Annotated in this window: 18 protein-coding genes; 12 read left to right on the top strand and 6 right to left on the bottom strand. The window is 62.5% G+C overall.

From position 1 onward, the window contains the following. Positions 1-51 precede the first annotated feature (51 nt). Positions 52-747 (top strand): TIGR03089 family protein, encoded by a 696-nt coding sequence (locus tag LDN75_RS06560; RefSeq protein ID WP_223936342.1) that lies wholly within the window; start codon positions 52-54, stop codon positions 745-747. On the opposite strand, the gene LDN75_RS06555 is transcribed toward LDN75_RS06560, so the two are convergent. After that, the gene (locus tag LDN75_RS06555) at positions 734-1,306 is read right to left on the bottom strand and encodes a GtrA family protein (RefSeq protein ID WP_223936341.1); all 573 of its coding nucleotides are present in this window, start codon (positions 1,304-1,306) and stop codon (positions 734-736) included. The two genes, LDN75_RS06560 and LDN75_RS06555, sit on opposite strands and share 14 nt — an antisense overlap. Positions 1,307-1,567: 261 nt before the next feature. Between LDN75_RS06555 and LDN75_RS06550 the strand changes: the two genes are divergently transcribed. The 5 genes from LDN75_RS06550 to LDN75_RS06530 are packed head-to-tail and all read left to right on the top strand — an operon-like array spanning position 1,568 to position 7,192. Further along, positions 1,568-2,707: a 5-(carboxyamino)imidazole ribonucleotide synthase gene (locus tag LDN75_RS06550; protein WP_263422382.1), complete on the top strand. Its 1,140-nt coding sequence runs from the start codon at positions 1,568-1,570 to the stop codon at positions 2,705-2,707. Beyond that, positions 2,704-3,267: a 5-(carboxyamino)imidazole ribonucleotide mutase gene (gene purE / locus LDN75_RS06545; protein WP_223936339.1), complete on the top strand. Its 564-nt coding sequence runs from the start codon at positions 2,704-2,706 to the stop codon at positions 3,265-3,267. Before LDN75_RS06550 ends, purE begins: the two co-directional genes overlap by 4 nt. Before the next feature lie 11 nt (positions 3,268-3,278). After that, positions 3,279-4,949 (top strand): LCP family protein, encoded by a 1,671-nt coding sequence (locus LDN75_RS06540; RefSeq protein ID WP_223936338.1) that lies wholly within the window; start codon positions 3,279-3,281, stop codon positions 4,947-4,949. Positions 4,950-5,002: 53 nt separating this feature from the next. After that, on the top strand, positions 5,003-6,253 hold the full coding sequence (manA, locus tag LDN75_RS06535; RefSeq protein WP_223936337.1) for a mannose-6-phosphate isomerase, class I: 1,251 nt from the start codon (positions 5,003-5,005) through the stop codon (positions 6,251-6,253). Between the two features lie 3 nt (positions 6,254-6,256). After that, a complete protein-coding gene (locus tag LDN75_RS06530; RefSeq protein WP_223936336.1) occupies positions 6,257-7,192 on the top strand; it encodes a peptidoglycan bridge formation glycyltransferase FemA/FemB family protein in 936 nt (311 codons plus the stop codon). A 313-nt stretch (positions 7,193-7,505) separates the two neighbouring features. On the opposite strand, the gene glpX is transcribed toward LDN75_RS06530, so the two are convergent. After that, on the bottom strand, positions 7,506-8,528 hold the full coding sequence (gene glpX / locus LDN75_RS06525; protein WP_223937509.1) for a class II fructose-bisphosphatase: 1,023 nt from the start codon (positions 8,526-8,528) through the stop codon (positions 7,506-7,508). A gap of 200 nt (positions 8,529-8,728) precedes the next feature. On the opposite strand from glpX, the gene LDN75_RS06520 reads away from it, so the two are divergent. The 3 genes from LDN75_RS06520 (at position 8,729) to LDN75_RS06510 (ending at position 11,631) form a co-directional block, all read left to right on the top strand. Further along, on the top strand, positions 8,729-9,412 hold the full coding sequence (locus LDN75_RS06520; RefSeq protein ID WP_223936335.1) for a DUF4245 domain-containing protein: 684 nt from the start codon (positions 8,729-8,731) through the stop codon (positions 9,410-9,412). An 89-nt stretch (positions 9,413-9,501) separates the two neighbouring features. Next, entirely contained in the window at positions 9,502-10,116 is a 615-nt protein-coding gene (locus tag LDN75_RS06515) for a carbonic anhydrase (protein WP_223936334.1), read from the top strand. An 87-nt stretch (positions 10,117-10,203) separates the two neighbouring features. Next, a complete protein-coding gene (locus tag LDN75_RS06510) occupies positions 10,204-11,631 on the top strand; it encodes a class II fumarate hydratase (protein WP_223936333.1) in 1,428 nt (475 codons plus the stop codon). Positions 11,632-11,673: 42 nt separating this feature from the next. Here LDN75_RS06510 and LDN75_RS06505 read toward each other — a convergent pair whose 3' ends face one another. Together LDN75_RS06505 and LDN75_RS06500 are read right to left on the bottom strand one after the other, a co-directional pair. Next, positions 11,674-12,150, bottom strand: coding sequence for an NUDIX domain-containing protein (locus LDN75_RS06505; protein WP_223936332.1), 477 nt, complete (start codon positions 12,148-12,150; stop codon positions 11,674-11,676). A 144-nt stretch (positions 12,151-12,294) separates the two neighbouring features. After that, entirely contained in the window at positions 12,295-12,846 is a 552-nt protein-coding gene (locus LDN75_RS06500) for an A24 family peptidase (protein ID WP_223936331.1), read from the bottom strand. A 142-nt stretch (positions 12,847-12,988) separates the two neighbouring features. Between LDN75_RS06500 and LDN75_RS06495 the strand changes: the two genes are divergently transcribed. Together LDN75_RS06495 and LDN75_RS06490 are read left to right on the top strand one after the other, a co-directional pair. Further along, the gene (locus tag LDN75_RS06495; protein ID WP_223937508.1) at positions 12,989-13,714 is read left to right on the top strand and encodes a hypothetical protein; all 726 of its coding nucleotides are present in this window, start codon (positions 12,989-12,991) and stop codon (positions 13,712-13,714) included. 83 nt (positions 13,715-13,797) lie between these two features. Continuing rightward, positions 13,798-14,442: a GNAT family protein gene (locus tag LDN75_RS06490; protein ID WP_223936330.1), complete on the top strand. Its 645-nt coding sequence runs from the start codon at positions 13,798-13,800 to the stop codon at positions 14,440-14,442. 170 nt (positions 14,443-14,612) lie between these two features. On the opposite strand, the gene LDN75_RS06485 is transcribed toward LDN75_RS06490, so the two are convergent. Then, positions 14,613-16,007 (bottom strand): PhoH family protein, encoded by a 1,395-nt coding sequence (locus LDN75_RS06485; protein WP_223936329.1) that lies wholly within the window; start codon positions 16,005-16,007, stop codon positions 14,613-14,615. A gap of 237 nt (positions 16,008-16,244) precedes the next feature. Then, positions 16,245-17,051, bottom strand: a complete 807-nt coding sequence (locus LDN75_RS06480) for an isoprenyl transferase (RefSeq protein ID WP_223936328.1) — start codon at positions 17,049-17,051, stop codon at positions 16,245-16,247. A gap of 107 nt (positions 17,052-17,158) precedes the next feature. Between LDN75_RS06480 and LDN75_RS06475 the strand changes: the two genes are divergently transcribed. Then, positions 17,159-17,800 carry a hemolysin III family protein gene (locus LDN75_RS06475; protein ID WP_223936327.1) on the top strand — a complete coding sequence of 214 codons (642 nt, stop codon included), beginning with the start codon at positions 17,159-17,161 and terminating at the stop codon, positions 17,798-17,800. The last annotated feature ends 12 nt before the right edge of the window (positions 17,801-17,812 follow it).

The raw sequence follows: 17,812 nt of genomic DNA, 5'->3' as shown, positions 1-17,812 counted from the left end.
CATTTCACATTCTTCGGCGACCCCGGCTTGCCATCGTGGCAGGATTGACCCATGAGCATCCCGGCAGCGAACCTGATGACCGCCCTGCGATCCGGCCACTCCACCTCACCCAGGCTGACGTGGTACGGACCCGATTCCGAGCGCGTAGAGCTATCCGGGCGGGTATTGGACAACTGGGTAGCCAAGACCAGCAACCTCCTGCAGGACGAACTCGACGCCGAGCCGGGCATGGCCATCCGCCTGGACCTCCCGGCACACTGGAAGTCCTTTGTGTGGGCGCTGGCCGCTTGGCAACTGGGCATGGAGGTGGTGTTCAATGACACCGCAGCCGACCTGCTCGTTACCGACACCCCCGACGACGGCGCCCGGGGCGGCTTTGACGCGGTCGTTGCCGTGCCGCTCGCGGCACTTGCGATGCGTTGGCCCGGCGAGCTGCCATCCGGCGTCGTGGATTATGCCGCGGAGGTCCGCTCGCACGGTGATGTCTTCATGGCGCACAACGAGCCTGAGGCAGGCCTCCCGGCCGTCCGTGGCACAGCTGGCCACACCCACGACAGCCTTCTGGACGGATTCGCCGCAACCCAGGACACCGGCGTCCGGCTATTGGTTCGGGCAGCCGAGGGTTTGGAGCCGGGCCTGGCAGCGGCGTTGGGCGCGTGGAAAGAGGACGGCTCAGTGGTGCTCGTGCATCCCGATCTGGAAGTGACGGAGCACCTGCTTGAGAATGAGCGCGTCAGCCGTTCTTGACCGAGGGGAATTCGCCGGTGGGCGGCGCAGGAGCGGCAGCCTCCGCGGCGTCCACCTTGGGCTTGTGGTGCAGTTCGATGATCTCGTGGTCGTGGGAGTAAGCAGGCTCGGCGTCCAGCTCTTCGTTGAAGACCCAGAAGCGGTACGCGAAGAACCGGAAAATGGTGCCCAGGATGAGTCCCACGACGCTGCCTGCGATGAACAGCGACGGCTTGTCATTCAAGTCCAGGATGTACTTGGCGAACCATACACAACCGGAGGCGATCAGCAGTCCGACGAAATTCATCACGGCAAACAGCACGGCTTCACGGACCACGTTCGCCTGTTTGCGGTGGCGGAAAGTCCAGAAGCGGTTGGCTACCCAGGAGAACACGCTTGCAACGATCGTCGCGATGGCCTTGGCCCAGACTTCGCTTCCGTGCATCGGGCCCGAAAAGAGCCAGATGTAAACTGCTGAGTCAATGACAAAAGCAACACCGCCTACGGCGCCGAACTTTGCTACCTCACGCCAAAAAAGTGAGGCAAGTCCGCGGATGCGATCTGCAAGTGTGGTGATCATGACCCTCCATGGCCGTTGAAAAGTGGGCCGATGGGCCAGATCCATTTTAGCGCCCATTTCCAAGCGCTGCCTTTGAGTCCCCTGTGAGAACGCCGATACCGGGGCCCTGTCCGCCGCCAGCCCACGGCCAAGCCCGGTTTAAATCGTGACCATAGAGTGGCTGAATAGTGGCTGAATCAGCGTTCCGGCCGCTGGTTCGGTAGGCTGAACCTTGTGACTTTTCCAGTAATTGGTGTTGTTGGCGGCGGCCAGCTCGCCCGCATGATGGCCCCGCCCGCTACCGCTTTAGGCTTCGAACTACGTGTTTTGGCTGAGGGCGAGGACGTTTCGGCTGTCCCCGCTGTGGCCAACGCCCCCATTGGCGACTACAAAGACCTTGACGCTCTCCTCGAGTTCTCCAAGGGCGTGGACGTCCTCACGTTCGATCACGAACACGTTCCGACGCAACACCTGCGTGCCTTGCTCGACGCCGGTGTGAACGTCCAGCCGGGACCGGATGCCTTGGTAAATGCCCAGGACAAACTCGTCATGCGCGCGGCCATCGATCGCCTCGGCCTGCCGAATCCGGAATGGGCCGCTGTTGACTCCGTGGAAGATTTGGTGGCTTTCGGCGACAAGATCGGCTGGCCTGTGGTGCTGAAGACGCCGCGCGGCGGCTACGACGGCAAGGGCGTCCGGATTGTCGACTCCGCTGATGATGCCGCTGGCACTTCTGACTGGTTCCAGTCAATGAGCCCACTGCTTGCAGAAGCCAAGGTGGACTTCAGCCGCGAACTCTCCGCGCTTGTTGCGCGCACGCCCAGTGGCGAATCACGTGCGTGGCCCGTTGTTCACACCATCCAGGTGGACGGTGTGTGCGACGAAGTTATCGCCCCCGCCCCGAACATCCCGCTCGAAGTTGCGGCGGCAGCCGAGGAGGCTGCGCTACGTATTGCCAACGAGCTCGGGGTCACGGGCGTCATGGCTGCTGAGCTGTTTGAAACCCCAGGCGTTGGCGCCGGATTCCTCATCAACGAACTCGCAATGCGCCCCCACAACACGGGGCACTGGACGCAGGACGGGTCCATCACCAGCCAGTTCGAACAGCATCTCCGGGCGGTCCTGGACCTTCCACTGGGCGCCACGGATGCCATAGCGCCGGTATTTGTCATGAAGAACTTCCTGGGTGGAGACAACCAGGACCTCTTTGAAGCCTTCCCCATGGCCTTGGCTTATGAACCGGCGGCGAAGGTGCACTGCTATGGCAAGTCCGTGCGGCCAGGCCGAAAGATCGGGCATGTCAACCTGGCCGGCACCTCAATCTCGGATGTAGATTCCGTCCGCCAACGCGCCACGGCGGTGGCCAACATCATCCGTGACGGCCGCATGCCTGCACAGACCACCTCCGAGGAGACCGAATGACGTCAGAATCAACAGCCCCACTCGTAGGGCTCGTCATGGGCTCCGACTCCGACTGGCCGGTCATGGAAGCCGCTGCGGACGCCTTGGCTGAGTTCGGCATCCCGTTCGAGGCAGATGTCGTCTCCGCGCACCGCATGCCCACCGAAATGATTCGCTACGGCCAGACCGCACACGAGCGCGGCCTGCGCGTCATCATCGCCGGAGCAGGCGGCGCTGCGCACTTGCCTGGAATGTTGGCTTCGGTCACTCCCCTGCCCGTGATCGGCGTCCCCGTTCCCTTGAAGACCTTGGACGGCATGGACTCACTGTTGTCCATCGTGCAAATGCCTGCCGGCGTCCCGGTTGCCACTGTCTCCATCGCCGGTGCGCGCAATGCTGGACTCCTGGCTGTACGGATGCTGGCCTCCGGCACCGACGACCTTGCCGTCCGTCTTCGTGAAGACCTGCTGCGCTTCGCCCAGGAGTTGAACGACGTCGCCACCAAGAAGGGCGAAAACCTGCGCCACAAGGTGGAAGAGGTCTTCTCCCCTGCCAATGCTTCCGCCCGGAGCAGCCGCTAGGAAGGCAGCGGATGACCACCATGCACAAGAACACGAATGAGTCAGGTGCCGCCCTGACTGATCCAGTCCGCTATCCATCCGGGGCCAGTGCCCCGGTGCGGACCAAACGCGCCTTCGTGCTGGTCCTCCTCACTCTCTTCATCCCCGGCAGCGCACAGATCGTCGCGGGCGACCGAAAGCTGGGCCGCATGGCCCTGCGCGTCACACTCACAGTGTGGGCCCTGGCTGTGCTGACGCTTTTGATTGCGCTGGTGAACCGGAGCCTGCTGCTCAGCATCGTGACGCATCCCGTGGGATCACTGTTCATCATCGTTGTCCTTATCGCCCTGGCTTTGGGCTGGGCCTATCTGTTCCTGAACACGCTTCGGATCATCCGGCCCAACCTGCTGGCGCCCGGGATGCGTCCCATCATTGCCGTCGTCCTTGCGGTGGCAACTGTCCTCGCCAGCGGGTCATTGGGCTACCTTGCGTACGTGCTGAACGTCAGCCGCAACGCGATCGGCAGCATTTTCGACGCCGGCCCTGCCATCGATCCCGTAGATGGTCGCTACAACTTCCTGATGATGGGCGGCGACGCCGGTGATGACCGGACGGGTCGGCGTCCAGACAGCCTTTCAGTCATCAGCGTGGACGCCAAAACCGGTGAAAGTGCCATCATTTCCGTGCCCCGGAACTTGCAGAACGCACAGTTCAGCGAGGGCTCGCCCATGCGGAAGATCTATCCCGACGGCTACAACTGCGGCGATGAATGCCTCATCAATGCCGTCAACACCGAGGTCACCAACAACCACAAGGACCTGTACCCGGGGGTTGCCGATCCCGGAGCCCAGGCAACCCTTGAAGCTGTGTCCGGGACCTTGGGGATCACTGTGCAGGCGTATGTGCTGGTGGACATGGACGGGTTCGCCAAGCTCATCGATGCCATGGGCGGCATCCGCATCAAGGCTGGCGGCTGGGTACCCATCAGTGGTCCCGTGACTGACGAGGCCAACGGAATCCACGGCATGCCTGATGGCTGGATCCCGGCCGGCGACCAACACCTGGATGGCTTCCACGCATTGTGGTACGGCCGTTCCCGCGAATTCGTTGACGACTACGCCCGCATCGCCCGCCAGCAATGCGTACAGCAGGCCATGCTCAAGCAGCTGGACCCCGGCACGTTGCTCACCAAGTTCGAGGACATCGCCAACGCAGGCACCAAGGTGGTGGAGTCCAACATCTCCTCTGCGCAGCTCGGCAGCTTTGTGGACCTTGCCTTGAAGTCCAAGAGCCAACCAGTCAAGCGCCTCACTATTGGCCCGCCCGATTTTGATGCCTCGTTCTCCACAGTGCCCGACTTCGACCTGATTCACTCGAAGGTCAAGGAACTGCTGACCTCCGAGGGCAGCCCCAAGGCCGATGACTCCATGGTGTCCAACAACGGCGCTGTGGGTTCTAATACTGCGGGCTCTAGTACTGTGGGCTCTCATGTCGCGGCGGCTGGCCCGGTCCGCGGCGGCTTGCCGGCCAGGACGCCAGCAGGTCAGCAGCCGTCTCCGTCGTCGTCGGATTTCACACCGGTGACCACCACCCCGGACGGCACACCCATCACGGAAGAACTACTCAACGGCCTCAAAGCCCAGGGCGACGAGCAAGGCATACGGGATCTCGTGGCGACCAATGGGCAGTGCGCCCCGCTGTAGCCCCCTGCAGCACCACCACCTCACGTTCAGCGCGACGATAAGGACTTTCCTTCGTGTATCAGATTGAGAATGTTTTGCGACCCTACGCGTGGGGTTCGACGACGGCGATCGCCGGCTTGCTGGGGCGGCCGGCCTCAGGTGGTCCGGAGGCAGAAATGTGGATCGGCGCCCACCCTGACTCCCCTTCCACGGCCATTCACCCGAATGGAGTTACGCAACCCCTCGATGCCCTGATCGCAACGGATCCTACGCATTTCCTGGGAACCGCCAGCCTTGCCGAGTTCGGGCCCCGGCTTCCCTTCCTTACCAAGCTCCTGGCCGCGGAACAGCCCCTTTCCTTGCAAGTGCACCCCAGTTTGGAACAAGCACGCGAAGGCTTCGCCCGGGAGAATGCGGCTGGGATTCCCGCTGATTCCCCCGAACGCAACTACCGGGACGATAACCACAAACCCGAGATGATCTTTGCGCTTACCCCGTTCCGGGCGTTATGTGGCTTCCGCACCCCTGCAGCAGCCAAGGGCGTGTTTGAGCACCTTGCCAAAGTGCTGGATTCCGCTGCGGTGGAGGTCCCTGCGGTCATCAGCGGTGTCATCTCCGATCTCAGCCTGCCCGACGAGTCCCAAGCCCTCAAGGCTGCCTTCACCCGCCTGATTCAGGGCGGCACCGACGCCTCCGATGCGATTCACGAGGTAGAGGCCGTCCTGCGTGCCGGCGCTCCCCAAGAGCCCCACCAGGATGCGCTGGCGGCGATGCTGGGAATCAATGAGGCCTTCCCTGGCGATGCTGGCGTGCTCATTTCCCTGCTCCTCAACCACCTGTCCTTGCAGCCGGGCGAGGCCGTGTACTTGCCGGCTGGCAACGTCCACGCCTACCTTCACGGCCTGGGCGTAGAAGTCATGGCTTCCTCGGACAATGTGCTGCGCGGCGGCCTCACGCCAAAGCACGTTGACGTCCCGGAACTCGTCAAGACCATCCGTTTTGAATCGATGGGCGTGCCCCGCGTTGAAGCCAGCGGCACGGAGTTTGGCCAGGAACTGTATCGCCCGCCCTTCAAGGAGTTCCAGCTCCAGCGGATCGAACTCGGCCCGGGTGCCGAACCGGTGCCGCTGGCACAGTCCGGTCCAGCCGTCGTCGTGGTTGTTGCCGGATCCGTGGTGCTCGACTCTCCCAAGAGCGACCTTCCGCTGCAGCGCGGCGGTGCCGCTTTCATCCCTGAGGTGGAGAACCCGGTGAACGTGCACCCTGTGCAAGGCGCGACCGATACAAGCATTGCCTTCGCCGTGACCACAGGACTGGGTAACTGAGCCGTGGACTTTTTTCTGCAGTCGCCCGCTTGGGCTGACGTCCAGCGCTCGCTCGGCCGCCGGGTCCATGAGCAGTCCGGCCCCGGGTGGAGCTTTCTCGCCATCGAGGAAAAGAACCCGGCCGGCAAGGTCATCTACGCCCCTTACGGGCCCGTGGCAAAGTCCGTGGACGCCTTCGACGCCGCGACGGCAGCTTTGGTGGCATTGGCGAAAAAGGAGCGTGCGGTGTTCGTGCGCATGGAACCCGCATCGGCAGGGTTCACGGCATCAGAGGCCGACGAGCTGCTCCGTGCACGCGGCCTGCAGCCCGCGCCCGTCAACCAGCAGCCCGAGTTGAGCTGGATCGTGGACCTCGAGGGCGACTTCAAGGACGTCCTTGCCGGAATGAAGCCAACCAACCGGAACCTGTACCGGAACATCCACAAGAAGGGCGTGACGTTCCGGGCATCCCAGGATCCCGCGGACATCAAGATCCTCCTGCATTTCCTCCACTTGACGGCAGCACGCAACGGGTTCAAGCCCCAAAGCGACGAGTACCTCACGCAGGTGGCCGAATCATTGCTCCCCGCCGGTGCAGGGACGCTCTTCATAGCGGAACTTGAAGGCGAGCCGATCGCTGCGGCTTTCACCTACGATTCCGCGGACACCCGCACCTATGCCCACGCCGCCTTGGATGACACCCACCGCAAGCTCAGTGCCGGCATTCCCCTGCTGGTCAATCTCATGGCAGATGCCAAGGAGAAGGGCCTCAAGCACGTGGACCTCTGGGGCGTGGCCCCCGAGGACCAGCCCGACCATAAATGGGCCGGCTTCACGTCCTTCAAGAAGTCCTTCGGAGGCCGCGAAGTAGCCTACCCCGGCACCTGGGACCTCCCAGTGAACAAACTCCGCTACCGCGCCTACCAACTGGCAAGGCAACTCCGGGACAAACTCCGCTAAACACTCCGGGGGCCGGGCCAACTCAGAAGGTCCGGCCCGTACCGCCACGACCCACTTTGAGGCGGGCTACCCCGCGCCACGCCGCAGATCACGGCGTGTCGGCAGGGTTCCCAAGTCAAAGTAGGTGGTGACGGCACACCCCGCGGCCCGGCCACTCCAAAACAGCGCGAAACCGGAACCCGCGGCACCATCGCATCCAGACAAGCGAAAAGCGCCCTATCGCGTCAGCGGCATCAAATCGACGAGGTACGAGGAGATAGCCGCAGAGCGATGGGGCGCTTTTCGCGCGTCAAGGACGCGACATCAGCGGAGGTTACGGCTTGCGCGCGTACGTCTCCCACTTGGATGCGAGGTGCTCAGCATCAACGAAGCGCACGGTGCCGGACTTGGAACGCATCACGATGGACTGCGTCAGTACGCGGTCCTTCTGGTAACGAACGCCGCGGAGGAGGTCGCCGTCGGTGATACCGGTGGCTGCGAAGTAGCAGTTGTCCGAGGTGACGAGGTCGTTGGTGGAAAGGACGCGGTCGAGGTCGTGTCCGGCGTCGATTGCCTTCTGCTTCTCGTCGTCCGAGGTGGGCCACAGACGGCCCTGGATAACACCGCCCAGTGACTTGATGGCACAGGCCGCAACGATGCCTTCCGGGGTGCCGCCGATGCCCATGAGGGCGTCCACGCCGGTTCCGGACCGGGCTGCTGCGATGGCACCTGCGACGTCGCCGTCCATGATGAACTTGGTGCGTGCACCGGCTTCGCGGATTTCCTCCACGAGCGGGCGGTGCCGGTCGCGGTCCAGGATCATGACGTTGAGCTGGTTGACCTTGACGCCCTTGGCCTTGGCGATCAGGTGCAGGTTCTGCTTGACGGGCAGGCGCAGGTCCACCATGTCTGCGGCTTCAGGACCAGTGACCAGCTTTTCCATGTAGAAAACAGCGGAGGGATCGAACATGGAGCCGCGTTCCGCCACTGCCAGGACGGCGAGGGCGTTGTTGATGCCGAGGGCGGTCAAGCGGGTTCCGTCGATGGGGTCCACGGCGACGTCGCACTCAGGACCGGTGCCGTCACCAACCTGCTCGCCGTTGAACAGCATGGGGGCTTCGTCTTTTTCGCCTTCACCGATGACCACGACGCCATTGAAGTGGACGGTGTGAAGGAACGAACGCATGGCATCGACGGCGGCGCCGTCTGCCTTGTTCTTGTCGCCGAAACCTACCCAGTGGCCACCGGCAATAGCCGCGGCCTCGGTGACACGGACGAGTTCCAGCGCCAGGTTGCGGTCGGGTTCGTCGGTGCCGACGGCGAGCGACGGCGAAATCGTGGAATACTGCTGGGTCATTGGTGCAGGAGACACTTGAACCTCTTCTTCGAGTGACGATTCACGGGACCGGACACGGTTGCACGAGGCAACCTGGGGTCCCTCTATGAACGATCATAGTCGCCGCATGCCCTTGGAGTCGCTGGATGACCACGGCCGGCAATTCCAGCGGTGAGGTTCCCGGTTGTGTGTTCACAGCTGGGATAAGGGACTATGGAGGTGTGAGTGAAACGCAGGACAAGCCCACTGCCGGCAATGAGCCCGAGGCAGCAGCGGCAAACCGCAACAGCGCCCCGGATGCCTCGGATGTCCCTTATAAACCCGTCATTCCGGCAAAAGCCGCCAAGCGGGCCAACGCATCCGTCATTGGCATGATCATTGCCTTGGTGCTGTGCGTCCTCGCGTTCCTTCCTGTGGTGCTGATGAACCCTGCCCCCAAGGGCGAAGGGTTTCGGCCAGCCGTCGATGTCGCTTCCATAGCCCGCAACGCTGCGGATGTGGCGGGATTCACACCAGTCACGCCGGAAACGGGCGACACATTCAGGCCGAACTACGCCCGCTGGGAATCCGGCTCGGGGACGGGCGTGCCTACCTGGGAGGTTGGCTACCTGACTCCCAAGGAAGCCTTCATCGGCCTGACCCAGACCACCAAGTCGAATCCCACGTGGGTGCTGCAGCAGACCGGCAACCTTCCTGTCACCGGCGTCCGCAACGCTGGCGGCCAGGATTGGGAACTGCGTGATTCCGGCAAGGACAAGCGGAGCATGGTGCTCCAGTACCGAGGCACTACCATCATCCTCAGCGGCACGGCCAACCTCGATGAGTTCGCCACGCTCGCGGCGGCAGTGGTTAAATCTGCGGATCAGGCTGCTGCGCCCTCTGGAACCCCCACGCCCTCCTCTTAAGCACACGCAGCTTAAGCACACGCAGCGAAACAGGTTCACGGGCCGAAACAGTTTCACGGGCCGCCACCTCTGAGCCGTAAAGTAATCAGGTGCCTACCTATCTGACTCCCGCCCTTGCTTGGCGCCGCCTCCAAGAGGGCAATGAACGTTTCGTTTCCGGCGAATCCCTGCACCCCAACCAGGATGCTTCGCGACGCTCCTCCCTGGTGGAGAACCAGAATCCCTTTGCCGTCATCTTCGGCTGCTCGGATTCCAGGCTTGCCGCAGAGATCATCTTCGATCTCGGCTTGGGCGACGCCTTCGTGGTTCGCACAGCCGGGCAAGTGATTGATGACGCCGTCCTTGGCTCGCTTGAATACAGCATCGCCGAACTCCGCGTTCCACTGATCGTCATTCTTGGCCACGACAGCTGCGGAGCCGTGAAGGCCACCAAGGCCGCGGTGGAAACGGGTGAGATGCCCGTCGGATTCATTCGTGACCTGGTGGAACGCATCACGCCGTCGGTATTGACTGCCAAGCGCAATGACCAAGAGGACGTCAACGACATGGTGGTGGAGCACGTCAAGCAAACGGCGGCCCGGTTGGCCGACAGCTCGCGTGTGATTTCCGACGCCATCGACGACGGCCGCGTCGCCGTCGTGGGCCTGTCCTACAAGCTCGATGAGGGCCGCGCGGCCCTCGTTTCCGGGATCGGCAAGCTCTAGCCAACCGTGCTCCGGCGTCCGCGCCGGAGCACGTAGCACTCCCATCCGGGTTTTCGATGCGGCGCCCAATCGCCCTAAGCTAGCCCCATGACTTCCACCACTGAGTTCCGTATTGAACATGACACGATGGGCGAAGTTCGCGTCCCCGTGAACGCCCTGTACCGCGCCCAGACGCAGCGTGCTGTGGAGAACTTCCCCATCTCCGGCAAGACGCTTGAGCGCACCCACATCGAAGCCCTTGCACGCGTCAAGAAGGCCGCTGCACTGGCGAACGCCGAACTGGGGGTGCTCGATGGTGAGCTCGCCGAGGCTATCGCCGCAGCTGCCGATGAGGTGGCAACGGGCAAGTACGACGGCGACTTCCCGATTGACGTCTTCCAGACCGGCTCGGGTACTTCCTCCAACATGAACACCAACGAGGTCATCGCTGAGCTCGCCTCGCGTGCCCTCGCAGCCGCGGGCAGCGATAAGGTGGTCCACCCGAACGACCACGTGAATGCGTCGCAGTCCTCCAACGATGTGTTCCCGACGTCCGTGCACGTTGCCGCAACCTCGGCCCTGATCAATGACCTGATCCCGGCCCTGGAATACCTGGCAGCATCCCTGGACCGCAAGGCCGTGGAGTTCAAGGACGTCGTCAAGTCCGGCCGCACGCACCTTATGGACGCCACACCGGTTATGCTCGGCCAGGAGTTCGGCGGCTACGCTGCACAGGTCCGTTACGGCATTGAGCGCATCAACGCCGCACTCCCCCGCGTTGCCGAGGTTCCGCTGGGCGGCACCGCAGTCGGTACAGGCATCAACACCCCCGCCGGCTTCCCGGAACGCGTCATCGAACTGCTCGCAGCCGATACCGGCCTGCCGCTGACCGAAGCCCGCGACCACTTCGAAGCCCAAGCGAACCGCGATGGCCTCATCGAAGGTTCCAGCCAGCTGCGCAACATCGCGATCTCCTTCATGAAGATCAACAACGACCTCCGCTGGATGGGTTCCGGTCCCAACACGGGCCTCGGCGAAATCGCCATCCCCGACCTGCAGCCGGGTTCCTCGATCATGCCGGGCAAGGTCAACCCCGTCATCTGCGAAGCGTCCATCATGGTTTGTGCCCAGGTCATCGGCAACGACACCGCCATCGCATGGTCCGGCACCAACGGCGCCTTCGAACTCAACGTAGGCATCCCCGTCATGGCCGCCAACCTGCTTGAGTCCATCCGCCTGCTGGCCAACACCAGCCGCGTCATGGCCGACAAGATGATCGACGGCATCACAGCCAACGTGGAGCGTGCCCGCTTCCTGGCCGAAGCTTCCCCGTCCATCGTGACCCCGCTGAACAAGTTCATTGGTTACGAGAACGCCGCCAAGATTGCCAAGATCGCCGTCAAGGAGGGCCTGACCATCCGCCAGGCAACCGAGAAGCTTGGCTTCGTGGGTGAAGGCGAGGGCAAGGTCTCCGAGGCAGAACTCGACAAGGCCCTGGACGTCACCACCATGACGTCCCCGGCGCACAAGGCCTAACTCTGGCCTGAAACTTTAGGCTGACGCCGGCATCAAATAGCGTTAGTCCTCCACCTGGTACGCCACGGGGCCTTCGGGTCCCGTGGCAAGCCTGATGGCCTGAAGGTTTCCCTCGCTCATGTCAGGCAGTTCATCCAGACCAAACCACCCAACGGCAATCGATTCGTCATCGTTTACCTGAGCGTTGCCGGAAACATATCTGCAGCGGAAAGTGATGTCCAGGAAGTCGCAGACGTCGCCATTTGGGAAAGTCACCGGCCCCACAACCCCGACACCGATGATCCGCTCAGTTTCAGCAACTACTGCCGTTTCCTCAAAGATTTCCCTGACCAGTCCGGGCGCGGGATGCTCTCCTGGCTCAAGTATTCCGGTAATCACCGTCCAGTGGCCGTTGTCAGCCCGTTGGCAGAGCAACACCCGGCCACGGTCGTCGAAAACAACTCCCCTGACCGCCGGCAACCACAGAGGGTCATTCCCGATCTTCTCCCGCAGTTTGAGTACGAATTCCGGTGCGCCCATAGAGTCTAAAATCCCTCACATCAATCGTGGTGTCGAGGCCAGTGCGTCAAGCGTGCACAGGGCTAAGCATGCCCCAGCGATAGGAACCCGGGCATCCGTGCAGCGTTGCAGTTCGGCCGCAGTTGCAGCCGATTTTGGGCAGTATCACGCAGGCAAAAGCACCATGCTTGCCACGGCTCCGGCCAGCATGAAGGGCCCGAACGGGATGGCCGAACCCAGGGTGCCTCGCCTGGACACGAGGATCACCAGGCTCCACAGTCCGCCCAGCAGGAATGCCGCGAAGGTTCCCGCGAAAACATGGGTCCACCCAAGGTAGCCCAGGTAGAGTCCAAGCACTCCGGCCAGCTTTACGTCCCCGAACCCCATACCGGGTGGATAGACCAGCCGCAGCAGGAAGTAGAAAAGCCAGAGCACGGCGCCACCGGCCACCACCCCCAATCCGGGGACACCGAACACTGATGCATCGGGTCCTTCCCTGGCGCCAGGTTCGCCAACGAACACCAGAATCGCGGCGGCAAGCAGCAGAACCCCGCCCACGGCGTAGGACGGAAAGACGATCCGGTTCGGAAGTAAATGGCTCCTGATATCGATGACGGTCAAGCGCACCGCCATCACCAGGAAGTACGCGCACGCAATAACCACCAGCCAGAAGCCCAGCGGGCTGGCATCCCAGAGGTCGGCGAGTCGTCGGATCACCCTGCAGATGCTATCCGATTTGATCCAGAAGCCAGCTTGAACGCGTAGGTAAACTGTGGATATGGGGCGCTACAGTGCAGGTGGATCCGGTTTCGGAACAGGTTTTGGCCCGGCCAATGGCAACAACGGCCAGCCGCAGGACTTGTCCTCCACATTCCGCAACCTTTGCCGTTCGTCGCCGTGGAAGTGGACGAGTCTCCGCTTCGAATACCTGGAGCGGCCCGGGACCGGCGCAAATCTCGTACGTGCATGGCTGAGGCGGCCGGGAGCGCTCCGCCTGGAGACGCCTGACGGGACGTTGCTGCACAGCACTACAGGTATCAACGATTCCCGGGACGAGTTCTACGTCAGTGCGACGCGTCGCTCCTGGCTGCTTCCGGCACACCTCGTCACTCCGGTCTACGACGACGCCGGCTTGGTCCGCAGACGCCCTGAGGCAGCGTACGGTGAACCCTCCTTTGGCAATGGCCGGCTCGCTGCAGCACTGGACCCAGTGGAACTTGCGGGAAACGCACCTGTCCCGTTGGAGTTCCCGGATTCCAACCCCGTGTCACTGGAAGAGCCCCGGGAAGTTGACCATGAAGGACGTTTGGCCTTGGAAACAGTGGTTACCCGTGGCCGGACCTACGTGCCCTCCGATCCCAGCGAACCCTTGGCTCATCCGGGCCGAACGCTCATCAGGGTGGACGCGGGGACGGGCGTTTGCGTCGCCAGCCAAAGCCTGGACGGCGATACCGCCGGCAAGGGTCATTGGCTGAAGATCCTGGCCGTTGACGAATACATGCTGGATGATCTCTTCCTGGCCGAATCGATGAACCTGACTGACGTTCGGCGCCATATCTCCTGGGACATCGGTCCAGCCGCTTGACAGCCCTGCCTCCGTTCAATCCAGCGAGGCAGTCGCCAGCCCTATGACTCGCGTGCTCCCAGCAGCCGGGCTAAGCTACGGCGATGACATTGCTGGCAGACATCTGGCCCCCGTTCGGACTGACCCTCACCACCCCGAGGCTCACCATCCGCCCCGTCCTGGATGAAGATATCCCTGCTGCGGTTGCCGCCGCCCGGTCCGGGGTCCACGAACCCGGCAAGAGCCCCTTCAGCACACCGTGGGCCGAGCTTCCGGATGACGAGCTGGGCCCCAACATGGCCCAGTGGTACTGGCGCTGCCGCGCCAATTTCACGCCAGAATCGTGGACCCTCCTCCTCGCCATATGGCATGAAGACGAGTTCCTGGGAGTGCAAGACCTCGGCGCCAAGAACTTCAAGACGCTAAAGACCGTGGGCACGGGCTCCTGGCTCAAGCAGTCCGCACAAGGCCAGGGCTTCGGCAAAGAGATGCGCGCCGCCGTCGTAAGCTATGCCTTCGACAACTTGAAAGCGGAAGTTGCCGAGTCCGAGGCCGCCGTCTGGAACAAACAGTCCCTGGGCGTCTCCACAAGCCTGGGCTACGAACTCAACGGAATTTCCCGCGACGGCTGGGGCGACAGGGTGGAAACCGTCCAAAGAGTCCGCCTCACCCCGGAAAACTTCAACCGCCCCAACTGGACCCTCAAAGTCCAAGGCCACGAAGAGCTGAAGAAGTACCTGAAGCTCTAGCCGCGTGGCGTCGAATATAGCGCGGCCGCGGTCTCCCGGAAAGGAGCGCATCGCGACGCATCGGCCCCCGGAGGTCGCCCAGCGACCGCAGGGGGCCTTTTGCGTGGTGTCTAAGCGACGGCGGGAGGCCGCTGCCGCGCGGAGGTGACCACCGCGCGGCACCAGCCCACCTAGATTTCAGCCCCTTCGAGCAACTCCGTCACCAGGGCCGCAATCGGCGACCGCTCAGACCGGGTCAGTGTGATGTGGCCGAACAGCGGATGTCCCTTGAGGGTCTCGACGACGGCGGCGACGCCATCGTGCCGCCCGACCCGAAGGTTGTCGCGCTGGGCGACGTCGTGGGTGAGGACGATCTTGGAGTTTTGGCCGATGCGGCTCATCACGGTCAGCAGGACGTTCTTCTCCAATGACTGTGCCTCGTCCACGATCACGAAGGCGTCGTGCAGTGAACGTCCGCGGATGTGGGTGAGGGGCAGGACTTCGAGCATGCCCCGGTCCATGACTTCTTCCACAACTTCTTGGCTGACCAACGCTCCCAGTGTGTCGAACACGGCCTGCGCCCAGGGGTTCATCTTTTCCGATTCGGATCCGGGCAGGTATCCCAGTTCCTGGCCGCCTACGGCATACAGCGGCCGGAATACGACCACCTTTCGGTGTTCACGCCGTTCCAGGACGGCCTCAAGGCCCGCACAGAGTGCCAGGGCCGATTTGCCGGTGCCGGCACGTCCGCCGATGGAGACGATGCCCACTGCGGGGTCCATGAGCAGGTCTATGGCGAGCCGCTGCTCCGCTGATCGGCCGTGCAGGCCGAACACGTCGCGGTCGCCTTTGACGAGGCGGACTTGCTTGTCGGCACCAACGCGGCCCAGGGCCGAGCCACGGTTGGACAGCAGCACGAGGCCGGTATTGACGGGAAGTTCCGCAGCGGAGGGAATGAAGACGGGCTCATGGCCGTAAAGGGTGGTTATTTCGTCTTCGCTGGCTTCCACTTCGGCTATGCCGGTCCAGCCGGAGTCTTTGACCAGTTCGTTGCGGTATTCGTCTGCGTGCAGTCCCATGGCGGAGGCTTTGACGCGCATGGGGAGGTCCTTGGACACCACGGTGACGTTGTGGCCCTCGTTGGCCAGGTTCTTGGCTACTGCCAGGATTCGGCTGTCGTTGTCGCCTCCACGGAAGCCCGCGGGAAGGACCTCCGTGGAAATGTGGTTCATCTCTACCCTGAGCATGCCGCCGTCCACACCGATGGGTATCGCGTGGTCCAGTCCACCATGTTCGATTCGGAGGTCGTCCAGGAGCCGCAAAGCTTTGCGGGCAAAGTACCCAAGTTCGGGATCGTGGCGCTTGCCTTCCAGTTCGCTGATGACCACGATCGGGACGATCACTTCGTGCTCTGCAAAGCGCAGTAGCGCGTGCGGGTCGGAGAGCAGGACGGATGTATCGATCACGTAGCTGCGGCCTGTCGCGGACGTTGCGGTCCGCGCTTTTTGGGAGACCCTCTTGGCGCGAGAGGTAGCTGCACTTTCCCCGTCGGAAACCATTGCGGGCAGTTGCTCAGAAATAGCCACATCGACTCCAGCCCCGGGCGGTCGCCCGGCCTAATGGTGAAGCGGCTCGGCCGGAAGGCCGGGCGTGGCCTCCCATGTAACTGGTGCGATAGTTCGCTCCATCTACTGGCCTCCCCGATCAGCGGGCGGTTTTGCCTGCTGATGGGATTAACGTAATCCTCGGCACATTCATTTCCGTAATCCGTCGTCGGCAAGTCGCATGTCCGGATCGTAAAATTTTGGTGAACCGACGCGCACCTAGGTTCCGAAGCGACGCTGGCGCCCGGCATAATCCCTGAGCGCCCGCAGGAAATCGACCTTGCGGAATGCCGGCCAGAGGGCCTCGCAGAAGTAGAACTCGCTGTAGGCGCTTTGCCACATCAGGAACCCGGAAAGCCGTTGTTCACCGGAGGTGCGGATGACGAGGTCCGGATCGGGTTGGCCACGCGTGTAAAGGAAACGTGAGATGTCGTCCACCGAGAGTTCATCTGCGACGTCGGACATAGTGCGTCCCTTGGCGACGGCGTCGCGGAGGAGTTCCTTCACGGCGTCGACGATTTCACGCCTGCCTCCGTAGCCGACTGCCACGTTCACGTGGATTTTTTCGTGGACCGGCGTGCGGGCCGTTAGCTTATTCAGACGTTCGGCCAAGTAGTCCGGCAGAAGCTCCGGGGCGCCCATGGCGTGCACGGAGACGTCCTCGTTTTCGTCCAGGCGGTCCATGGTGTTGGCTATGATGCCCATGAGCAGGTCAAGCTCTTCGCCTGAGCGGTTCATGTTGTCTGTGGACAGCATGTACAGCGTCACTACTTTGACGCCTAGCTCCTGGCACCAGCCAAGGAACTCGTGGATTTTGTCCGCCCCAGCCTGGTGTCCCTGGCTGGTTGGCGCGTTGAATTGGCGGGCCCACCGTCGGTTGCCGTCCACCATGACACCGATATGCCGCGGGATACGGTCTTGCTTCAGGGAGCGAAGGAGTCGACGTTCGTAGAAGCCATAGAGGAAACCGGGCAGTTCCACCGGACTCTCACCTGACTTCCTTGCTCTTACGACGACGGCGCACATCCAAGGCTACCTTCCCGAGCTGCCAGGCTGGTGCAGGGTGGGCCAGATTCACATCGAGCAAAGGCTACCGAAGAGTAACTTACCAAAGCGTAGGTTACCCTTAAACGATGGCCGAGCTCCTCACAATCAAGCCCGCATGGCGCGGTTGGATCCATGCCATTGCCGCCCCTTTCGCCCTCGCGGCCGGAATCGCCCTGGTGGCCCTTGCCCCCACTGCCGACCGAAAAATTACTTCCGCCATCTATGCTGTGACGGGTGTCTTACTCTTTGGCGTGAGTGCGGTTTACCACCGCGGAAACTGGTCTCCAAAAACCCGCCTGGTGCTGAAGCGGCTTGATCACACAAACATCATGATGGTGATCGCCGGAAGTTATACGCCGCTGGCTTGGTCGCTTCTGGAACGTTCCCAGGCCATCACGTTGTTGTGGATTATCTGGTCCGCAGCCATTGTCGGCGTCCTATTCCGGGTTCTATGGACAGACGCTCCGCGGTGGCTCTACGTGCCCATCTATATTGCGCTGGGTTGTGGGGCGCTCTTCTATCTCCCACAATTCTTTGCAGCGAATACCGACTCTGCCGTCCTCATCTGCGTAGGCGGCGCCCTCTACATCGCCGGAGCGGTCTTCTACGCCATCAAGAAGCCCAATTTCAGCGTCCAGCACTTTGGCTTCCACGAACTCTTCCACGCCTTCACGGTCCTGGCGTTCGCAGCACACTTCGTCGCCATCATGTTGGCCGTCCTCAGCTAGGCACCCAGGCAG

The sequence above is a fragment of the Arthrobacter sp. StoSoilB5 genome, from assembly GCF_019977235.1.
Classification (GTDB): Bacteria; Actinomycetota; Actinomycetes; order Actinomycetales; family Micrococcaceae; genus Arthrobacter.
The sequence above is the reverse complement of the archived record's forward strand: the minus strand, read 5'-3'. Positions and strand labels throughout refer to the sequence as shown.

Excerpts from the sequence above, each read along its gene's own strand:
- LDN75_RS06560 (WP_223936342.1), top strand. The coding sequence starts at position 52 with ATGAGCATCCCGGCAGCGAACCTGATGACCGCCCTGCGATCCGGCCAC.
- LDN75_RS06555 (WP_223936341.1), bottom strand. The coding sequence starts at position 1,306 with ATGATCACCACACTTGCAGATCGCATCCGCGGACTTGCCTCACTTTTT.
- LDN75_RS06550 (WP_263422382.1), top strand. The coding sequence starts at position 1,568 with ATGATGGCCCCGCCCGCTACCGCTTTAGGCTTCGAACTACGTGTTTTG.
- purE (WP_223936339.1), top strand. The coding sequence starts at position 2,704 with ATGACGTCAGAATCAACAGCCCCACTCGTAGGGCTCGTCATGGGCTCC.
- LDN75_RS06540 (WP_223936338.1), top strand. The coding sequence starts at position 3,279 with ATGACCACCATGCACAAGAACACGAATGAGTCAGGTGCCGCCCTGACT.
- glpX (WP_223937509.1), bottom strand. The coding sequence starts at position 8,528 with ATGACCCAGCAGTATTCCACGATTTCGCCGTCGCTCGCCGTCGGCACC.
- LDN75_RS06510 (WP_223936333.1), top strand. The coding sequence starts at position 10,204 with ATGACTTCCACCACTGAGTTCCGTATTGAACATGACACGATGGGCGAA.
- LDN75_RS06505 (WP_223936332.1), bottom strand. The coding sequence starts at position 12,150 with ATGGGCGCACCGGAATTCGTACTCAAACTGCGGGAGAAGATCGGGAAT.
- LDN75_RS06490 (WP_223936330.1), top strand. The coding sequence starts at position 13,798 with ATGACATTGCTGGCAGACATCTGGCCCCCGTTCGGACTGACCCTCACC.
- LDN75_RS06480 (WP_223936328.1), bottom strand. The coding sequence starts at position 17,051 with ATGTGCGCCGTCGTCGTAAGAGCAAGGAAGTCAGGTGAGAGTCCGGTG.
- LDN75_RS06475 (WP_223936327.1), top strand. The coding sequence starts at position 17,159 with ATGGCCGAGCTCCTCACAATCAAGCCCGCATGGCGCGGTTGGATCCAT.